General features: G+C 66.3%; 14 protein-coding genes. 6 read left to right on the forward strand and 8 right to left on the reverse strand.

Annotation, left to right across the window (positions count from 1 at the left end; all coding sequences use genetic code 11):
* The first annotated feature begins 138 nt into the window (after positions 1–138).
* Entirely contained in the window at positions 139–552 is a 414-nt protein-coding gene (locus tag Mspo_RS11100; RefSeq protein WP_159729705.1) for a heme-binding protein, read from the forward strand.
* 73 nt (positions 553–625) lie between these two features.
* On the opposite strand, the gene Mspo_RS11105 is transcribed toward Mspo_RS11100, so the two are convergent.
* The gene (locus tag Mspo_RS11105; protein ID WP_159729707.1) at positions 626–964 is read right to left on the reverse strand and encodes a DUF3572 domain-containing protein; all 339 of its coding nucleotides are present in this window, start codon (positions 962–964) and stop codon (positions 626–628) included.
* Between the two features lie 144 nt (positions 965–1108).
* On the opposite strand from Mspo_RS11105, the gene Mspo_RS11110 reads away from it, so the two are divergent.
* Positions 1109–1480, forward strand: a complete 372-nt coding sequence (locus Mspo_RS11110) for a response regulator (RefSeq protein ID WP_159729709.1) — start codon at positions 1109–1111, stop codon at positions 1478–1480.
* A 13-nt stretch (positions 1481–1493) separates the two neighbouring features.
* The gene (locus tag Mspo_RS11115; protein ID WP_159729711.1) at positions 1494–2864 is read left to right on the forward strand and encodes a PleD family two-component system response regulator; all 1371 of its coding nucleotides are present in this window, start codon (positions 1494–1496) and stop codon (positions 2862–2864) included.
* 342 nt (positions 2865–3206) lie between these two features.
* Here Mspo_RS11115 and Mspo_RS11120 read toward each other — a convergent pair whose 3' ends face one another.
* The 3 genes from Mspo_RS11120 to clpB all read right to left on the reverse strand — a co-directional run bounded on the left by Mspo_RS11120 (position 3207) and on the right by clpB (position 7138).
* Positions 3207–3566, reverse strand: coding sequence for a hypothetical protein (locus Mspo_RS11120; protein ID WP_159729713.1), 360 nt, complete (start codon positions 3564–3566; stop codon positions 3207–3209).
* Positions 3567–3697: 131 nt separating this feature from the next.
* Positions 3698–4309, reverse strand: a complete 612-nt coding sequence (locus Mspo_RS11125; protein WP_159729714.1) for a glutathione S-transferase family protein — start codon at positions 4307–4309, stop codon at positions 3698–3700.
* A gap of 213 nt (positions 4310–4522) precedes the next feature.
* Positions 4523–7138 (reverse strand): ATP-dependent chaperone ClpB, encoded by a 2616-nt coding sequence (gene clpB / locus Mspo_RS11130; RefSeq protein WP_159729716.1) that lies wholly within the window; start codon positions 7136–7138, stop codon positions 4523–4525.
* Between the two features lie 238 nt (positions 7139–7376).
* Here clpB and Mspo_RS11135 point away from each other — a divergent pair, with 238 nt between their 5' ends.
* Positions 7377–8684, forward strand: a complete 1308-nt coding sequence (locus Mspo_RS11135) for a hemolysin family protein (protein WP_159729718.1) — start codon at positions 7377–7379, stop codon at positions 8682–8684.
* 21 nt (positions 8685–8705) lie between these two features.
* Here the strand turns inward: Mspo_RS11135 and Mspo_RS11140 are convergent, their stop codons facing one another.
* From Mspo_RS11140 to htpG, 3 genes are all read right to left on the reverse strand, one after another.
* Positions 8706–9623, reverse strand: coding sequence for a DUF4167 domain-containing protein (locus tag Mspo_RS11140; protein WP_159729721.1), 918 nt, complete (start codon positions 9621–9623; stop codon positions 8706–8708).
* Positions 9624–10374: 751 nt separating this feature from the next.
* Positions 10375–11310: a peptide chain release factor N(5)-glutamine methyltransferase gene (gene prmC / locus Mspo_RS11145; protein WP_244613349.1), complete on the reverse strand. Its 936-nt coding sequence runs from the start codon at positions 11308–11310 to the stop codon at positions 10375–10377.
* Between the two features lie 9 nt (positions 11311–11319).
* Positions 11320–13290, reverse strand: a complete 1971-nt coding sequence (htpG, locus tag Mspo_RS11150) for a molecular chaperone HtpG (protein ID WP_159729723.1) — start codon at positions 13288–13290, stop codon at positions 11320–11322.
* Positions 13291–13765: 475 nt separating this feature from the next.
* On the opposite strand from htpG, the gene Mspo_RS11155 reads away from it, so the two are divergent.
* Entirely contained in the window at positions 13766–14182 is a 417-nt protein-coding gene (locus Mspo_RS11155; protein WP_159729725.1) for a DUF2794 domain-containing protein, read from the forward strand.
* 195 nt (positions 14183–14377) lie between these two features.
* Here the strand turns inward: Mspo_RS11155 and Mspo_RS11160 are convergent, their stop codons facing one another.
* Complete coding sequence (locus tag Mspo_RS11160) at positions 14378–15151, reverse strand: Bax inhibitor-1/YccA family protein (RefSeq protein ID WP_159729727.1); 774 nt, start codon at positions 15149–15151, stop codon at positions 14378–14380.
* Positions 15152–15522: 371 nt separating this feature from the next.
* Between Mspo_RS11160 and Mspo_RS11165 the strand changes: the two genes are divergently transcribed.
* The gene (locus tag Mspo_RS11165) at positions 15523–16173 is read left to right on the forward strand and encodes a hypothetical protein (RefSeq protein ID WP_159729729.1); all 651 of its coding nucleotides are present in this window, start codon (positions 15523–15525) and stop codon (positions 16171–16173) included.
* Positions 16174–16190: the final 17 nt, after the last annotated feature.

Consider the following 16190-nt stretch of genomic DNA (forward strand, 5'->3'; position numbering starts at 1 on the left):
AGTTCGGTCGAAGCTGCGGCCAGGCCGCTGCGGCCGGCTTGCGCGCCCCGGCCGTTTCGTGCTCGTAACCTCCCTATTCGAGCAGGCGCCGGCGCGCAAGCCCGTCGCTCGCTGCGGTTGCGAAGGACAGGTTTACCGATGAACACCAGATTCGCGCTCACTCTCGCCGACGCCAGGCGCGTCGCCGCCGCGGCCGAGGCCGAAGCGATGAAGAACGGCTGGAGCGTCGTCATCGCCATCGTGGACGAAGGCGGCCATCTCGTCCTTTTGCAGCGCCTCGACGGGACGCAGGCCGCCTCCGCCGAGATCGCGACCGAGAAGGCCCGCACCGCCGCCTTGTTCAAACGGCCGAGCAAGGCCTTGGAGGACATCGTCGCCGGCGGCCGCGTCGCCATGCTGAGCCTGCCCGGCGTCACCGCGGTGGAGGGCGGGCTGCCGCTCGTCTATCGCGGCGATATCGTCGGGGCGATCGGCGTTTCCGGCGTGCAGTCCTTTCAGGACGGCATCGTGGCCAAGGCCGGGGCGGAACGCCTCGACGATCCGCAATCGTGACGAAAAACGGCGATGATCGGGCGCCGGCGCCTATGCGACGCGCCTGCGCCGCATCCGCGCCTCAATCCATCAATCAATCCATTGTCCCGCCGCCGAGCGCCGTCCGCGCCGCGACGACGCTCTCCGGCGCGAGCTCTTCCGCGGCGGCGAATGCGATCAGCAAGGGCTCGTCGGCGCAAATATGCTCGAGCAGCGCGAGCTGAAATCCTTCGTCTTTCGAAAGCGCGCGAATGTCGCCGGGATCTGCGCCGGTGAGCGCCAGAAAGCGGCCCATCCGCTCATCGTCCTCGGCGAGAAACACCAATGATCGCAAGGCAATAGAACGAGCCTGCGATTTCGATGGCCGCTCTGCCCGCTTTTCGCCACCGAGACGGTGTCTAGTCTTTTCGATTTTCATTTCATCAATCTTCATCTGCTAACCCGGAGGCGAGATCGTCTTCGAATGGACCGGCTTTCGATTTTCGGGGAGGGCGAGACGCCGGTCGCCGCCGGGAACGAGACGCCAAAGGGCGCGAGCCGCGCCGAAACGAGTGCAGAATCACGAGAGTCGCAACCGATGCCGAAAACCGTCCTCATCGTAGAGGATAACGAGCTCAACATGAAGCTCTTCAACGATCTCCTCGAGGCCAATGGGCATTCGACGCTGCAGACGAAGAGCGGCGTCGAGGCCGTCGCTCTGGCGCGCATCCACTCGCCGGACCTCATTTTGATGGACATTCAGCTCCCCGAGATCTCCGGCCTCGAAGTCACGCGCTGGCTCAAGGACGACGAGCAGCTGCGCTCCATCCCGATCATCGCGATCACCGCCTTCGCGATGAAGGGCGACGAGGAGAAGATTCGCCAAGGCGGCTGCGAGGCCTATCTCTCCAAGCCGATCTCCGTGGCTCGCTTTCTGGAAACCGTGAACGCGTTTTTAGCGGACAGATGAGAGGCCGAGCGTTATGACCGCACGCATTCTGATCGTCGACGACCTTTTGCCCAATATCAAATTGCTGGAGGCGCGTCTCACCGCCGAATATTTCGACGTTCTTTCGGCGACCAGCGGTCCCGAGGCTCTGGCGCTCTGCCGCGAGGATCGCTGCGACATCGTGCTGCTCGACGCGATGATGCCCGGCATGGACGGGTTCGAGGTGTGCCGGCGTCTGAAGTCCGATCCCCTCACCGCGCATATTCCGGTCGTGATGGTCACCGCGCTCGACCAGCCGGCCGATCGGCTGCGCGGCCTCGAAGCCGGCGCGGATGATTTTCTCACCAAGCCGGTGGACGAGATCGCGCTCATCGCGCGCGTCCGCTCGCTCGCCCGCCTCAAGGTGATGCTCGACGAGTTGCGGGCGCGCGCCGACACATCCGTCAGCCTCGGCCTCGGCGACAAGGGCGCGCGCGCAATGTTCGACGGCGGCGAGAACGGCCGCATCCTCGTGCTCGAGAATCGCGGCGGCTCGGCCGAGCGAATCGCCATGGCCTTGCGCGATCGGCACGAGGTGACGATCCTATCCGATCCGCAGGACGCGCTGTTTCGCGCCGCGGAGGGCGATTTCGATCTCATCGCGGTGAGCCTCGACCTCGATGGATTCGACGCGCTGCGCTTTTGCAGCCAGATCCGCTCGCTGGAGCGCACGCGGGCGCTGCCCATTCTCGTCATCGCGGATATGGACGACCGCGGCCGCATATTGCGGGGCCTCGATCTCGGCGTGAACGACTATATCGTGCGGCCGATCGACGGCAATGAGCTCGTCGCTCGCGTGCGCAGCCAGCTGCGCCGCAAGCGCTACGCCGACAGCCTGCGCTCCGATCTGCAGGCGGCCATCGAGCTCGCCGCCGTCGATTCGCTCACCGGCCTCAACAACAGACGCTATCTCGAGACTCATCTCGCCGCTTTGCTCGACCAGGCCGCCCATAAGGGCCGCGCGCTGACGCTGATGATGCTCGACATCGACCACTTCAAATCCGTCAACGACACGCATGGCCATGACGCCGGCGACGAGGTGCTGAAACATTTCGCTCAGCGAGTGAAGCGCGCGGTGCGCAGCGCCGATCTCATCTGCCGTCTCGGCGGCGAGGAATTCGTCATCGTCATGCCGGACACGCCGCTCGTCATCGCCGCCAAGGTCGCCGAGCGCGTGCGCGCCGCCATACAATCGGAGCCTTTCCGCATCGACCGCAATGGCCGCGTCATACCGGTCACGGCCTCGATCGGCATAGCGGAGCGGGGACGCGACGCCAACGCCGAGGCGCTGCTACGCCGCGCCGACAAGGCGCTCTACGAATCGAAGAGCGGCGGCCGCAATCGCGTCACCGCCGCCGCCGCCTGACCCATAAAAAAAAGCCCCGCTCGAGACATGTCGAGCGGGGGGAAAGTTGGGAGCCCCACTCGGAGGAGAGCTTTCCGAGTGAAGAGGAGGAGCGCGCGGCCGCTTCAAAAGGCCGCTTCGCCTATGGGGCGCCCGACAGAGTTCCGAGCGGCGCAGCCCTGACGCGCGAGACGCTCGGCGAGACACTGACGGAAATAGTCTGTCGTTTGGGGGCGGATGAGAGCCTATCGCTCCCAATTCGTCTTCGCGGCGTCGCGATCACGTTTCGATCTTGCGACGGAGTCCCGGCTGGTGGCGCTCGAAATCGCCCCTGTCACGACTTTCAAAGTCGCGAGAGCGGGATCAGGCGAAGCGCGCAGGCGGCGCGCGTGGGGAGAGTGGCCGCAGCTCCGGCGGGTCGGTGGCGGCGACGGCCGTTCGCTCGTCGCAACGAGGCGGAGCCGCCGAGGGAAAGTCGAAGCTCAGAACGATGACGACCGCATCGGCGCCCTCGACCTCAGCCGCCGAGCTGCAATGAAGCATGCAGCAGGGGCCGACATGCTTGTCGAGAGGCGCGGAATCGGAGGATGCGGAACTCGCCGCAGCCGTGACGCAGACGACGCCGAAAGCGCCCTCCCCGGCCATGGCGCCGGTGGCGAAGCCGATCGCCACGATCTGCAACAGGAGGATCGCAGCCGCCAGAAGGCCGACGGCTCTATCCATCCTGAAGATCGAACGGGGTTCTGCTTGCACGGGCCGCCTATTCCGAGCTGCGAGCCAGCACGCTAGGCGAGCGGCGGCGGAGGGTCAAGCCGCCCGCCGACGCCGCCATGCGGCAAGTTGCCGCGTGAGCGTCAGCGATAGCCTTCCTCCGCCAGCACCTGCCGCACGGTGGGCCGGCTCTTCATGAGCTCGTAATGGGCGCGGCAATTGACCGGCAGCTCCATGCCGATCTTGTCGGCCCAGAACTCCACATAGAAGAGGCCGGCGTCGGCGATGGAGAAGGCGCCCGCCGCATAGCTCTTGCCGTCGAGATCGCGACTCACTTTCTCCAGAGCCTCGGCGACGATCTCGCGCCCCTGCGCCTTCGTGGCCTCTATGTCGCCCGCGACGGCGTAGCGCTCCGGCGTGAAGACGCGGCGGAAGCCCTCGCCATGGATGTAGCGCGTGGCGAAATTGAGCACCTCCATCGCTTGGTTCTTGCCGGCGGGGTCCTCCGGCAGCAGCTTGCGGCGCGGATAGGTCTCGGCGAGCCATGTCGCAATCGAGACAAAATCGCAGAGCGCGGTCCCGTCGTCGCGCACCAGAGTCGGAATCGTGCCATGCGGATTGATGGCGAGATATTCCGGCTTCAGATGATCGCCTCGCGGCAGATTGAGGATATAGGCTTCGAAGACGAGGCCGACCTCCTCGAGCAGAATATGGATGCCGGTCGAGCAGGACCCCGGCGTCATATAGAATTTCATTCGCGCCTCCGCTTTCGGAGAAGCAAGTTGTGCGCCGGGCGCCCTCATCCGTCGCGCATACGCGCGACACCTTCTCCCACGAGTGGGAGAAGGAAGCCGCCCATTCTGCAAGACAACAGAAATCTCGACGCCGCGGCCCTTCTCCCGCTTGCGGGAGAAGGCGGCCCTCGCGTCAGCGAGGGTCGGATGAGGGCGCGGGCCGCCGCCCACGCCTCACGCCGCCTTATCGGCCCCGAAACCGCGACGTCCGATCGGGCGGCCGTCCAGCGTCAGCCCTTGGCTGTCGGCGGAGACGCGCACGGTGGAGCCGTCGGCGATCTTTCCGCCGAGCAGCGCCTCGGCGAGCGGGTCCTGCAGCTCCTTCTGGATCACGCGCTTCAGAGGCCGCGCGCCATAGCCCGGATCATAGCCCTTGGCGGCGAGGAACGCCCGCGCCTTCTCGTCGAGCTCCAGGGCGATCTTACGATCGTCGAGCAGCCTCGAGAGCCGCTTCATCTGAATATCGACGATCGCGCCCATGTCCTCGCGCCGCAGGCGATGGAACAGGATGATCTCGTCGACGCGGTTCAAAAACTCCGGCCGGAAATGCGCGCGCACCACCTGCATCACCTCGTCATGCACGGCGGTCGAATCCTCGCCCTCCTGCTGCATCACCAGGAATTCGGCGCCGAGGTTCGACGTCATGATGATGAGCGTGTTCTTGAAATCGACCGTGCGGCCCTGGCCGTCGGTCAAGCGCCCGTCGTCCAGCACCTGCAGAAGCACGTTGAACACGTCCGGATGCGCCTTCTCGATCTCGTCGAACAGCACGACCTGATAGGGTCGGCGCCGCACCGCCTCGGTCAGCGCGCCGCCCTCCTCATAGCCGACATAGCCGGGAGGCGCGCCGATGAGACGCGCGACCGAATGCTTCTCCATATATTCCGACATGTCGAGACGCGCCATCGCCGTCTCGTCGTCGAAGAGGAAGCTCGCGAGCGCCTTGGTGAGCTCGGTCTTGCCGACGCCGGTCGGCCCCAGGAAGATGAAAGAGCCGATCGGACGGTTGGGGTCCTGCAAGCCGGCGCGCGCGCGGCGCACCGCCGTCGAGACGGCGGCGACCGCTTCCCTTTGCCCGACGACGCGGCGCGACAGCTCGTCTTCCATATGGAGGAGCTTCTCGCGCTCGCCCTCGAGCATTTTGTCGACCGGAATGCCGGTCCAGCGCGAGACGACCTGCGCGACATGCTCAGGGCTGACTTCCTCCTCGAGCATTTTCTGCGCGCCCTCCTGCTCGCTCGCGGCGAGCTTGCGCTCGAGATCGGGGATCACGCCATAGGCGAGCTCGCCGGCGCGCTGGAACTCGCCGCGCCGCTGCGTCTGAGCGAGCTCGTTGCGGGCGGTCTCCAGCTGCTCCTTGTATTTCTGCGCCTGGCCGAGCTTGTCCTTCTCGGATTTCCAACGCTGCGTCAGCGCCGCCGATTTCTCGGTGAGCTCGCCGAGTTCCGTCTCCAATTTGGCGAGCCGGTCCTTGGAGGCCGGATCGGTCTCCTTGCGCAGCGCTTCCTGCTCGATGCGCAGCTGAATGATGCGGCGATCGAGCTCGTCCAATTCCTCGGGCTTCGAATCGATCTGCATGCGCAGGCGCGAGGCCGCCTCGTCGACGAGGTCGATCGCCTTATCCGGCAGGAAGCGATCCGAGATATAGCGGTTGGAGAGAGTCGCCGCCGCGACAATGGCGCCGTCGGTGACGCGCACACCGTGATGCAGCTCATATTTCTCCTTCAGCCCGCGCAGAATGGAAATCGTGTCCTCGACGCTCGGCTCGTCGACGAACACCGGCTGGAAACGCCGCGCCAGCGCCGCGTCCTTCTCCACATGCTTGCGATATTCGTCGAGCGTCGTCGCGCCGACGCAATGCAATTCGCCGCGCGCCAAGGCCGGCTTCAACAGATTCGAGGCGTCCATCGCGCCATCCGCCTTGCCGGCGCCGACGAGCGTGTGCATCTCGTCGATGAAGAGGATGATCCCGCCCTGCGCCGCGGTGATCTCGCTCAGCACGGCTTTGAGACGCTCCTCGAACTCGCCACGATATTTCGCGCCGGCGATGAGCGCGCCCATGTCGAGCGCGAGCAGCTTCTTGTCCTCGAGCGATTCCGGCACATCGCCATTGACGATGCGCAGCGCCAGCCCTTCGACGATCGCCGTCTTGCCGACGCCGGGCTCGCCGATGAGCACGGGATTGTTCTTGGTGCGGCGCGACAGCACCTGGATCGTGCGGCGAATTTCCTCGTCGCGGCCGATGACGGGATCGAGCTTGCCCTCGCGCGCGGCCTCGGTGAGATCGCGCGCATATTTCTTCAGCGCGTCATAGGCGCTCTCGGCGGAGGAGGAATCGGCGGTGCGGCCCTTGCGCAGATCCTCGATGGCGGCGCTCAGCGTCTGCGGCGTCACGCCCGCTTCGCTCAGAATGCGCGCGGCCTCCGTCCCCTTCTCGAGGGCGATGGCGAGCAGCAGTCGCTCGACGCTGACATAGGAATCGCCGGCCTTCTGCGCGATCGTCTCGGCATTGTCGAAGAGCCGCGCCGTCGCCTGATTGAGCTGCGGCTGTCCGGCGCCGCCGCCGGAGACTTTCGGAAGCTTGGAGAGCGCGGCCTCGGTCTTGGCGAGCGCCTCGCGCGAGCGGCCGCCGGCGCGGTCGATGAGGCCGGCGGAAAGGCCCTGCTCGTCGTCGAGCAGCACTTTCAAGACATGCTCGGGCGTGAGCTGCGGATTGCCCTCACGCGTCGCCAGCGACAACGCCGCCTGCACGAAGCCCTGCGCGCGCGTCGTGTATTTGTCGAAATTCATGGAACCCCTCCGGCCTCGAGGCGCCACGTCGAGCGGCGCGCCTCGTCCCTATATGGCGTGAAATCGGCCCCTTGCGGCGACCTTCCAGGCCGATATGGGAAAGGCCCTCGCGCTCGAAAAGAGGGTGCGACGAAACGCGAGCGCGAGGGATTGCGGATAAAGCCTTCTCGGCGGTCGCCCGATCGCTCCGGCCGCGAGAGGACTCGCGGGACAGGGACGGCGCCGTTATGCTCCCCTCATGCCTTACTTGGAAATCGCCGTCGTCATCGCCTTGACCCTGGCCAATGGCGCGCTCGCCATGTCGGAGCTCGCGATCGTGTCGTCACGCCCGGCGCGCCTCAGAGCTGCGGCGGAGCGCGGGGCTCCCGGCGCGCGCGCCGCCCTCGCCCTCGCTTCCGATCCCGGAAAATTTCTGTCCGCCGTTCAAATCGGCATCACGCTGATCGGCGTTCTGTCCGGCGCCTTCTCCGGCGCGACCATCGGCGCGCGGCTCTCCGAATGGATCGCGTCGCACGGCCTGTCCCCGGCGATGTCGGAGACGCTCGGCGTCGGTCTCGTCGTCGCGGCGATCACCTATGTGTCGCTGATCGTCGGGGAGCTCGTCCCCAAGCAGATCGCCCTGCGCAATCCCGAAAGGATCGCCGCCGCCGTCGCTCCGGTCCTCAGCGTGCTGGCGCGGCTCGCCGCGCCGCTCGTCTTCGTTCTCGATCTCTCCGGACGCGCGCTTTTGCGCGCTCTCGGCTATGGCGCGGCGGGCGAGCCTCTCGTTTCCGACGAGGAGATCCGGGCGCTGGTCGCCGAGGCCGAGACGGCCGGCGTTCTGGAGCCGGGCGAACGCGCGATGATCGCCGGCGTCATGCGTCTCGGCGATCGCCCGGTGCGCGGCGTGATGACGCCGCGCGGAGAGGTCGACATGATCGATCTCGACGATTCGCGAGAGTCGATTCGCGAGGCGATCATCGCCAGCGTCCATTCACGGCTGCCCGCCTATCGAGGAAAGACCGAGAACATGCTCGGCGTCCTGCAGGCGAAGGACCTGCTCGACGCCTATCTGCGCGGCGAGAACCCGCAGCCGAGCGAATTCGTGCGCCAGGCTCCGATCGTCCCGGCCGCCGCCGACGCTCTCGATGTGGTCGAATCGATCAAGAAGGCCTCGGTCCATGTCGCGCTGGTCTTCGACGAACACGGCCACTTCCAGGGGATCGTGACCGACGCTGACATTCTCGAGGCCATCGCCGGCGGATTCGGAAACGCGGACGGCCCACCCGAGCCTCATGCCGTGCAGCGCGACGACGGCTCATGGCTCGTCTCCGGCAGCATGCCCGCCGACGAAATGCTGGATCTTCTCTCGATGCCCGCATCCGAGGACAGGAGCTATCAGACGGCCGCCGGCTTCGTTCTGGCTCACGCCGGCCATCTGCCGGAGATCGGCGAGAGCTTCGACGCGCATGGCTGGCGCTTCGAAGTTCTCGACAAGGACGGCCGCCGGATCGACAAGATACTCGCCCAGCGGGCGCCGCGCGGGCAAAGACGCGCGGCGCTTTGACTGCGCGCCGCGGCGTTACGCTCAATCGGCGAGCGGCAGCTCGTCGGAACGCGGCGGCTCGTCGCCGGAAGCGACATTGCCATTCGCCTCGTCGTTCTGCGAACGCGTGCGGCGGCGGCGGCGCTGGTTCAGATGAAAGCCCGCGGCCGCCTCTTCATGCTCCCGCGCCACGGCGCGCTCGGAGCGCGCGAAAGCCTCCGTTTCATCCGGCCCGGCGGCGCGAATCGGCGCGGCGGTGATGAAGGAGGGCAGCGCGGCCGGCGCCTCGTCCTGCGCGGCGGGCTGAACGCGCGGCGGAAAGCGACGCTCGCGATTGCGATCGAAATTCTGGCGGTGCGGCCGCTCGCCGCCGTTCTCGGCGTTCTGCTCGCCGCCGCGGTCGCGGTCCCTGCGGTCGCGGAACCCGCCGCGATCCTGGCGCGGCTGGCGCTCATAGCGCTGCTCATTGACCGGACGATCGCCGATCGGCCGTTCCTCATAGGGCTGCGGCTGCGGCGCGAATTGCGGCTGCGGCGCCGGCTGCGGATAGGGCGCGGACGAATAGGGTTGCGGCTGCGGCTGCTGATAGGCGGGCTGCGGCAGGCGCTCGGAGAGCGGCGCGAAGCGGTCCGGGATGCCGCCGAGATCGTCGTCGTCGTCCAGATCGGCTTCGGCCTCGAAAGAGCGGCCGCCATAGCCGCCCTGCGCCTGCTGCTGCGCGGCCTGAGCGGCGGCGATCAGGCGAAAATAATGCTCGGCGTGCTGAAGCAGGCTTTCGGCCATGATGGTGTCGCCGGAGGACTGCGCGTCTCGGGCGAGCTGAAGATATTTCTCGGCGACATGCTGAGCGGTGCCGCGGATCTTCACATCGGGGCCGTTCGACTCGTAGGAACGCGTGAGGGGGTTGGGCCCTTTGCGGCCATTGCGGCCGCGGATGCGTTTATTCTGTCCTGGTCTCATCGAATATCCCCGAGAAGGTCCTTAGGCTTTGTCTGGCTCCGCGTCGTCCTCTTCGGCGGAACGCGCCGAGAGGGACGCTCGAAACTGCGTCAGAGGCGGAAGCCGGGCGCGGCCATCACCGCAAATGCCCGATCCAACGGAACTCTCCGCTCCGATTCGAGCGGCGATTCGGTCCGTTCTGTCGCTTGCGCGATCCCGGCGCGGATCGCGCGGCCGGCGCGCCGCCCTCACAGGACGGCCAGCGCCGAATTCACATCTCCCATGCGAGCGCCTCCGACACATTCGAACGCGCTTTCCGAGGAACGTCGAGACGCGTCGAAGCCGTTCGGTTCCCAAGAGCGCCCGCCGAGAGCGCCCGCCGAGGACGCCCTTCATCGGCGCCTGTCGTGACACGCGTCGAGAACCACGACTTCCGCGCTGTGGCGGTCAATTCGCGAAACCGCCGCTCACGCTCGATTGCCCGAATAACAGCGTGTCGCGCGCCGAATACCCCGATCGTGAATCGTCTTTTCGGGCTCTCGAACGGCGGCGCCGGACACACGCGCGGCGCGGGATGCGCGCCATCGGCAAATATCGGGGTCCGGCCGAACTCCCCCTCGTCTGCGCTCAGCCTCGCTCGCGACGATCACCGTCTTTTCGCGGGCGACTATAGTCTACCCGGACAGGCCCGCCAAGGGCGTGAATGTTCCGTCCCGTATATAAATAGGCGGTGTAGCCAATATGTCACGACCAACGCGGCCGCTTCGACACGTCAGCCGCCTCGCCGCGCGGCGAGGGAGCGCTCGCGCCGCGCGGCGACAGCGCGCTCGCGTCCGCCAGCGTCCTTGCGAATTCCGGCAGGCTCGAGGCCATTCTCCGCCATCAGCGCGATAACGCTCTGCGCCTGTCCGCAGCCCGCCTCGAGCGCCGCCACGCCCGTCGGCGCGAGCAGGCGCGGCAGCTCGCGGGCGATGTCGCGATAGCAGCGCAGTCCATCGGCGCCGCCGTCGAGCGCGAGACGCGGATCATGAAGCCGCACCTCCGGCTCGAGCGTTTCCAGCTCCCCGCTCGCGATATAGGGCGGATTGGAGACGACGAGATCAAAGCGCGCGTCGAGCGCCTCCGCCCAGCGGCCGCGCAGAATGAAGGAGCGCTCAGCAAAGCCGCAGCGCGACAGATTGAGCGCCGCGGCGGCGCAGGCCTCCGCGGAAAGATCGACGCCGATGGCGCGCGCATTGGGAAATTCGGCGAGCAGCGCGCAGAGGATCGCGCCCGAGCCGACGCCGAGATCGAGAATGAAGAGCGCCTCGCGCCGACGTTCGCGCAGGAGCTCCAGCGCAAGCTCGATCAGCGTCTCCGTGTCCGGCCGCGGATCGAGCACGCGCGGCGCGACGACGAGATCATGCGTCCAGAAGCCGCGCGCGCCCAAAATCCGCGACACCGGCTCGCGCGCCGCGCGCCGCTCCGCATAGTCGCGCAGCTTCTCGCGCGCGGCGCCGGCGAGCGCCGCATTCGGCTCGAGCAAGAGCTCCGCCGCCGAGAATTCGCCCGCGGCGAGCAGCAGCGCCCGCGCGTCGCGGCGCGCATCCTCGACGCCGCAGCGATCGAGAAAGGCCGCGACCTCGTCGAGCGCCGTGGCGCGCGTTCCGGCCTCGAGCGCGAGAGCGGACATGGGCGCGAGAGAGGACATGGGCGCGAGAGAGGACATGGGCGCGCGTCAGTCTTTGGCGAGCAGCGCGGTAACGCGCCGCGCGAAAGCGGCCGCGTCGAGCGGCGCTTCGCCATCGGCGATGCGCGCCGTGTCGAATAGCAGCCAGAAGCCGTCCTCCGCGCTCGTTCTATCGGCCTTGGCCTTCCGCGCCAGCGCCAGCACCGCCTCGTGACGCGGATTGATCTCGAGCACGGGCTTGCCGAACACGCCCCTGTTGCCGCTCTCCGCGAGCATTCGCGCGAGCTGCAGGTCGAAGCCGTGATCGGCGGCGACGAGACAGGCGGGGCTCTCACGCAGGCGCGTCGAGACGCGCACATCCTCGATATTGTCGGCGAGCGTCTCCTTCAGCATCGCCGTGAGCAGCGCGACCTCCGCGCTCGCCTCGGCCGGCGGCGTGTCGGCGGAGCCTTCCGGCGTCGGCACGGCGTCAATGTCGGCCGCGCCCTGCGTCACCGATTTGAACGGCTTGCCGTCGAAACCCACCGCGCTCGTCACCCAGAAGGAGTCGACCGGATCGTCGAGCAGCAGCACGTCGATCCCTTTGGCGCGATAGCCTTCGAGCTGCGGGCTCGCGGCGAGCCGCTTCTTGTCGTCGCCGGCGATGTAATAGATCGCCGTCTGATTGGGCCGCAGATTTTCGACATAATCCTTCAAGCTGCGGCCGCCGTCCGAATGCTGCGCCGTCGCGAAACGCGCAATGGCGAAAATCTCGTCGCGGCGCGTCGGGTCCTCGTGCAGGCCCTCCTTGATCACCGCGCCGAAATTCTTCCACACGGAGGCGAATTTCTCTTTGTCATTGGCGGAAAGATCGGCGAGCTCCTTGAGGACGCGCGCTCCGACCGCCTTGCGAATGGCGCCGATGATCGGATTGTTCTGCACCATCTCGCGCGAGACATTGAGCGGCAGATCGGCGCTGTCGACGACGATGCGCACGAAACGCAGCCAAGCCGGCAGCAGGTCGGCGTCGCGCGAGATCAGCACGCGGCGCACATAGAGCTTGGAGCGGCTCTTGCGCTCGGGATCGAAGAGATCATAGGGCCGCGAGCCGGGAACGAAGGCGAGCACCGTATATTCCGTGCGTCCTTCCGCACGCCAATGAATGGTGAGCGCCGGCTCGTCGAACTGGCCGGAGATCTGCTGATAGAAATCCTTATAGTCCTCTTCGCTCACCTCGGATTTGGGCCGCGTCCACAACGCCTGACCGTCGGTCAAGCGACGCGGCTCCTTGCCCTTCTCCTCGACGAGATCGATCGGTATGGCGATCGCGCCCGAATGCTCGCGCAGGATCTGCTCGATGCGATAGGGCTCGAGGAACTCGTCCGACTCGGAATTGAGATGCAGCGTCACGCGCGTGCCGACGGCGGGCGCGGCGTCCAGTGGAAGCGGCTCGATCTGGAACGAGCCCTTGCCTTCGGATGTCCATAAGAACGCCTCGGACGAACCCGCGCGGCGCGTCGCCGCCTCTATGCGGTCGGCGACCATGAAAGCGGAATAGAAGCCGACGCCGAAACGTCCGATGAGCGAGCCGCCCTTATCGGCGCCGTTTTTCGTCGCGAGATCGTCGAGAAAGGCGCGCGTGCCGGAGCTGGCGATCGTGCCGAGCGCGCCGACGAGCTCCTCGCGCGACATGCCGACGCCATTATCCGTGACGCTCAGCGTGCGGGCGTCCTTGTCGATCGCGATGGCGACGAGCGGCGCGCCGGCCTGCGCCGCCAGCGCCTCGTTCGCCACCGCCTCGAAACGCAGCTTCTCGATCGCGTCGGCGGCGTTGGACACGAGCTCGCGCAGAAATATGTCGCGCTCAGAATAGACCGAATGCGTCATCAGCTCCAGGAGCCGCGCGACATCGGCCTGAAAGCCGTAATCCTTGCGCTCGGCCGCATCGGTCGTCGTGGTCTCGGCGTGATCGTTCACGGGCGTCGTCTCCGCTTGTTGTCGTCGTCCCCGCCGCGCGCCGCTTCCCGCAAATGGAAGCATGGCCGTCGGCGCGCAGGCTCGGGCCCGGACAAAGGTCTTCGTCGATCGGCAATGGGGCGCTCGCTCGAGCCGCCTCGAGCGGAGCGCGAGAGGTGATATCGGAGATCGCTCCGAAAGTTGCAAGATCGCTGCAGCCGCCGCAGCGACGCGGGATGGGGAAAAGGCCGCCCCGAAAACAAGACGGGCCGACCGAGCGTCGCCCGGCCGGCCCGTCCATCGCCACGAACGTAACGCTGCTCGAAAAGCGCCCTTCCGGGGGGCTGGGGGGCTGACGAAATCCGGAAAAACCGCTTCCCGAGCCTGTCGAGGCAATAGGCTAGATATTGGTCGTCTCCTTTGGCGGGCAAGGGGCTCGATATTGGCGAAAATGTGAAATCTGGCCGTTACCGTCGGGCGCTCGTCGTCTTATTGTCATCTTTATCTTGCCCTCGCGCCATTACCGGGCGATCATGCGCGCAATAGCAGGGAAAGCGGCATGAGCGAGACGGAGACGACCGAACCCAGCCGGCGGCGCGGCCTGTTGTCCGTCGTGACAGGCCGCGCGACGCTCGAAGCCGATCCGCCGAGAGGCGCGCCCGAGCGCAGAACCGCTCCGCTCGTTTCCTTCGACCAGCGCGAATTGCGGCTGCTCTTCGATCTCTATGGCGCCAAGGTCGCGGCCGGCGAATGGCGCGATTATGCGATCGATTTCTCTCCCGCCAAGGCGATGTTCTCCGTCTATCGCCGCGCTAGCGAAGCGCCGCTCTACCGCATCGAGAAAAATCCCGAGCTCGGCCGCCGTCAGGGCGCGTTCAGCGTGGTCGCCGCCAGCGGCCTGGTGATGCGCCGCGGCCATGATCTCTCGCGCGTGCTCGCCGTGCTGCGGAACAAGCTCGAATTGGTGCGCGACTGAAAGGAAAACTGCGCGACCGCGCGTAATAAAGACGAACCGCGCGTAACTAAAGAAAAGGCCCTGCCGAAAGCAGGGCCTTCATCTCATCGCACGCGGACCCTGGAGCGCTTTCCGCTCGAACGGAATCGTTCGAGCGATCAGAATTCGCTCTGAGCGAAGAAAGCGAGACCGGCATCCGATCGGATGCCGGCAAGATCAGTCGTTGCGGTCGCCGAACAGATAGAGCAGCGACTGGAACATGTTGATGAAGTCGAGATAGAGCGCGAGCGCGCCGAACACGCTCTGCTTCTGCGCGACCTCATGACCATAGCCGGCGCTCTGATAGTAGCCGTCCTTGATCGACTGCGTGTCCCAGGCGGTGAGCCCCGCGAAGATGAACACCGACAGGATCGACAAGGCGAACTGCATCGCGCTGCTCTGGAAGAACAGATTGACGAGGCTCGCGAGCACGAGGCCCCAAAGGCCCATCACCAGGAAGGAGCCGAAGGCCGAAAGATCGCGCTTCGTCGTGTAGCCGTAGAGGCTCAGGCCGCCGAAGGCCGCCGCGGTGATGAAGAACACCTTGGCGATAGAGGCGCCGGTGAAGACGATCATGATCGACGACATCGACAGGCCCATCACCGCCGAGAAGGCGAGGAACAGGTTGCGGGCCGTCGCCGCGGAGATGCGGTCGGCGCGATAGCCGAGGAAGAACACGAAGGCCAGCGGCGCGAGAATCACCGCCCATTTCAGCGGGCTCGTATAGAGCATCTGGCCGAAGGGCGTGAGCGCGATCTGCCGGCCGCCTTCCTTGGCCACGGCGAGCATATGTGTGCCGAGCGCCACGAGGCCGGTGACGCCGAGCCCCAGGACCATGTAATTATAAACGCCGAGCATATAGGCGCGCAGGCCCTCGTCGATCTCGGCCGTGCCGGCTCTGGAGACGCCGCCCCGATAGCCGAAGCTCGTGTTGCGGTCGAAATTGGACATAGCATCCTCTCGAAAAAGGCCGCGCGGCCCGGTGAATCCGGCCAATCGGCGCGGTCCTCGCCGCCGAATATGGCGTGCGCCCCGCGAAAAAACAAGAGTCCGAGAATAAGCGCCGCAAAGCCTGCGCCAATTCGGAGGACGCGCAAGCAAAAGTTCCAGTATCGCGTCGCGACAGCCGCTTCGAAGTCTAGCCCGAGGGGCTGAAAAACGCCAACCCGGTCACGCTCTTGCCGGCCGGGGAGAATGCGCTAACATGCCGCATTGTCGCGGGCGGCGAGCGACCGGGTCGTCCGATCCGGGTCTCGCTTCGTCGTCGGAGCGAAGGCGCCCGCGAAACGAGGCCCGCAACAATGCTCCATGGGGGAATCATCATGTCCGACAGCGGCCTTGCCCCGTTCTGGCGGTCGATCGATGGGTTTCTGCGTTCCGCGATCCGCTCCGCCGCGCCCGCTCTTCTCATTCTGTTGCTGACGCTTTTCGCCGCGAGCGCGCCCGCCTCGGCCCATGGCCGTCTCGGCTCGGCGGAAGGACGGTGTCGGCTCTACATCGGCCCCGACATCATGAATTTCACCGGCTATCTTCCGGACGCCTCGAAAAACGAATTCTGCGAGGATATTCCGGCGACCGGCCACACAATCATCGCGCTCGACGCCGAGCAGGACGAGCTGCGCGACATGGCGGTGGAAATCCGAATCGTCAAAGACGTCGGCGGCGAGGAGAAGGAGAACGCCGATATCGACTCGGTGACGGTCGCCTATCGCGGCCCGCGCACCTATCCGACCGGCACCATCAATTTCGAGCATGTCTTCGCGGACGCGGGCTATTTCGTCGGCATAGTGACGGTGACCGGGGAGCATGGCGAGCGCTGGGTGTCGCGCTTCCCCTTCTCCGTGGGCATGAGCTTCATGCGCACCCTGCCCTATTACGTGCTGATGGGCATGGCCGTGGTCGCTCTCTTCTTCATCTATCTGCGGCACGCGCCCGTGCGCCCGCTCAAGACCGATCCAGAGCCTGCCGAATAGAGCGTTTCCAACCGAAG

This window comes from Methylosinus sp. Ce-a6, from assembly GCF_009811655.1.
Classification (GTDB): domain Bacteria; phylum Pseudomonadota; class Alphaproteobacteria; order Rhizobiales; family Beijerinckiaceae; genus Methylosinus.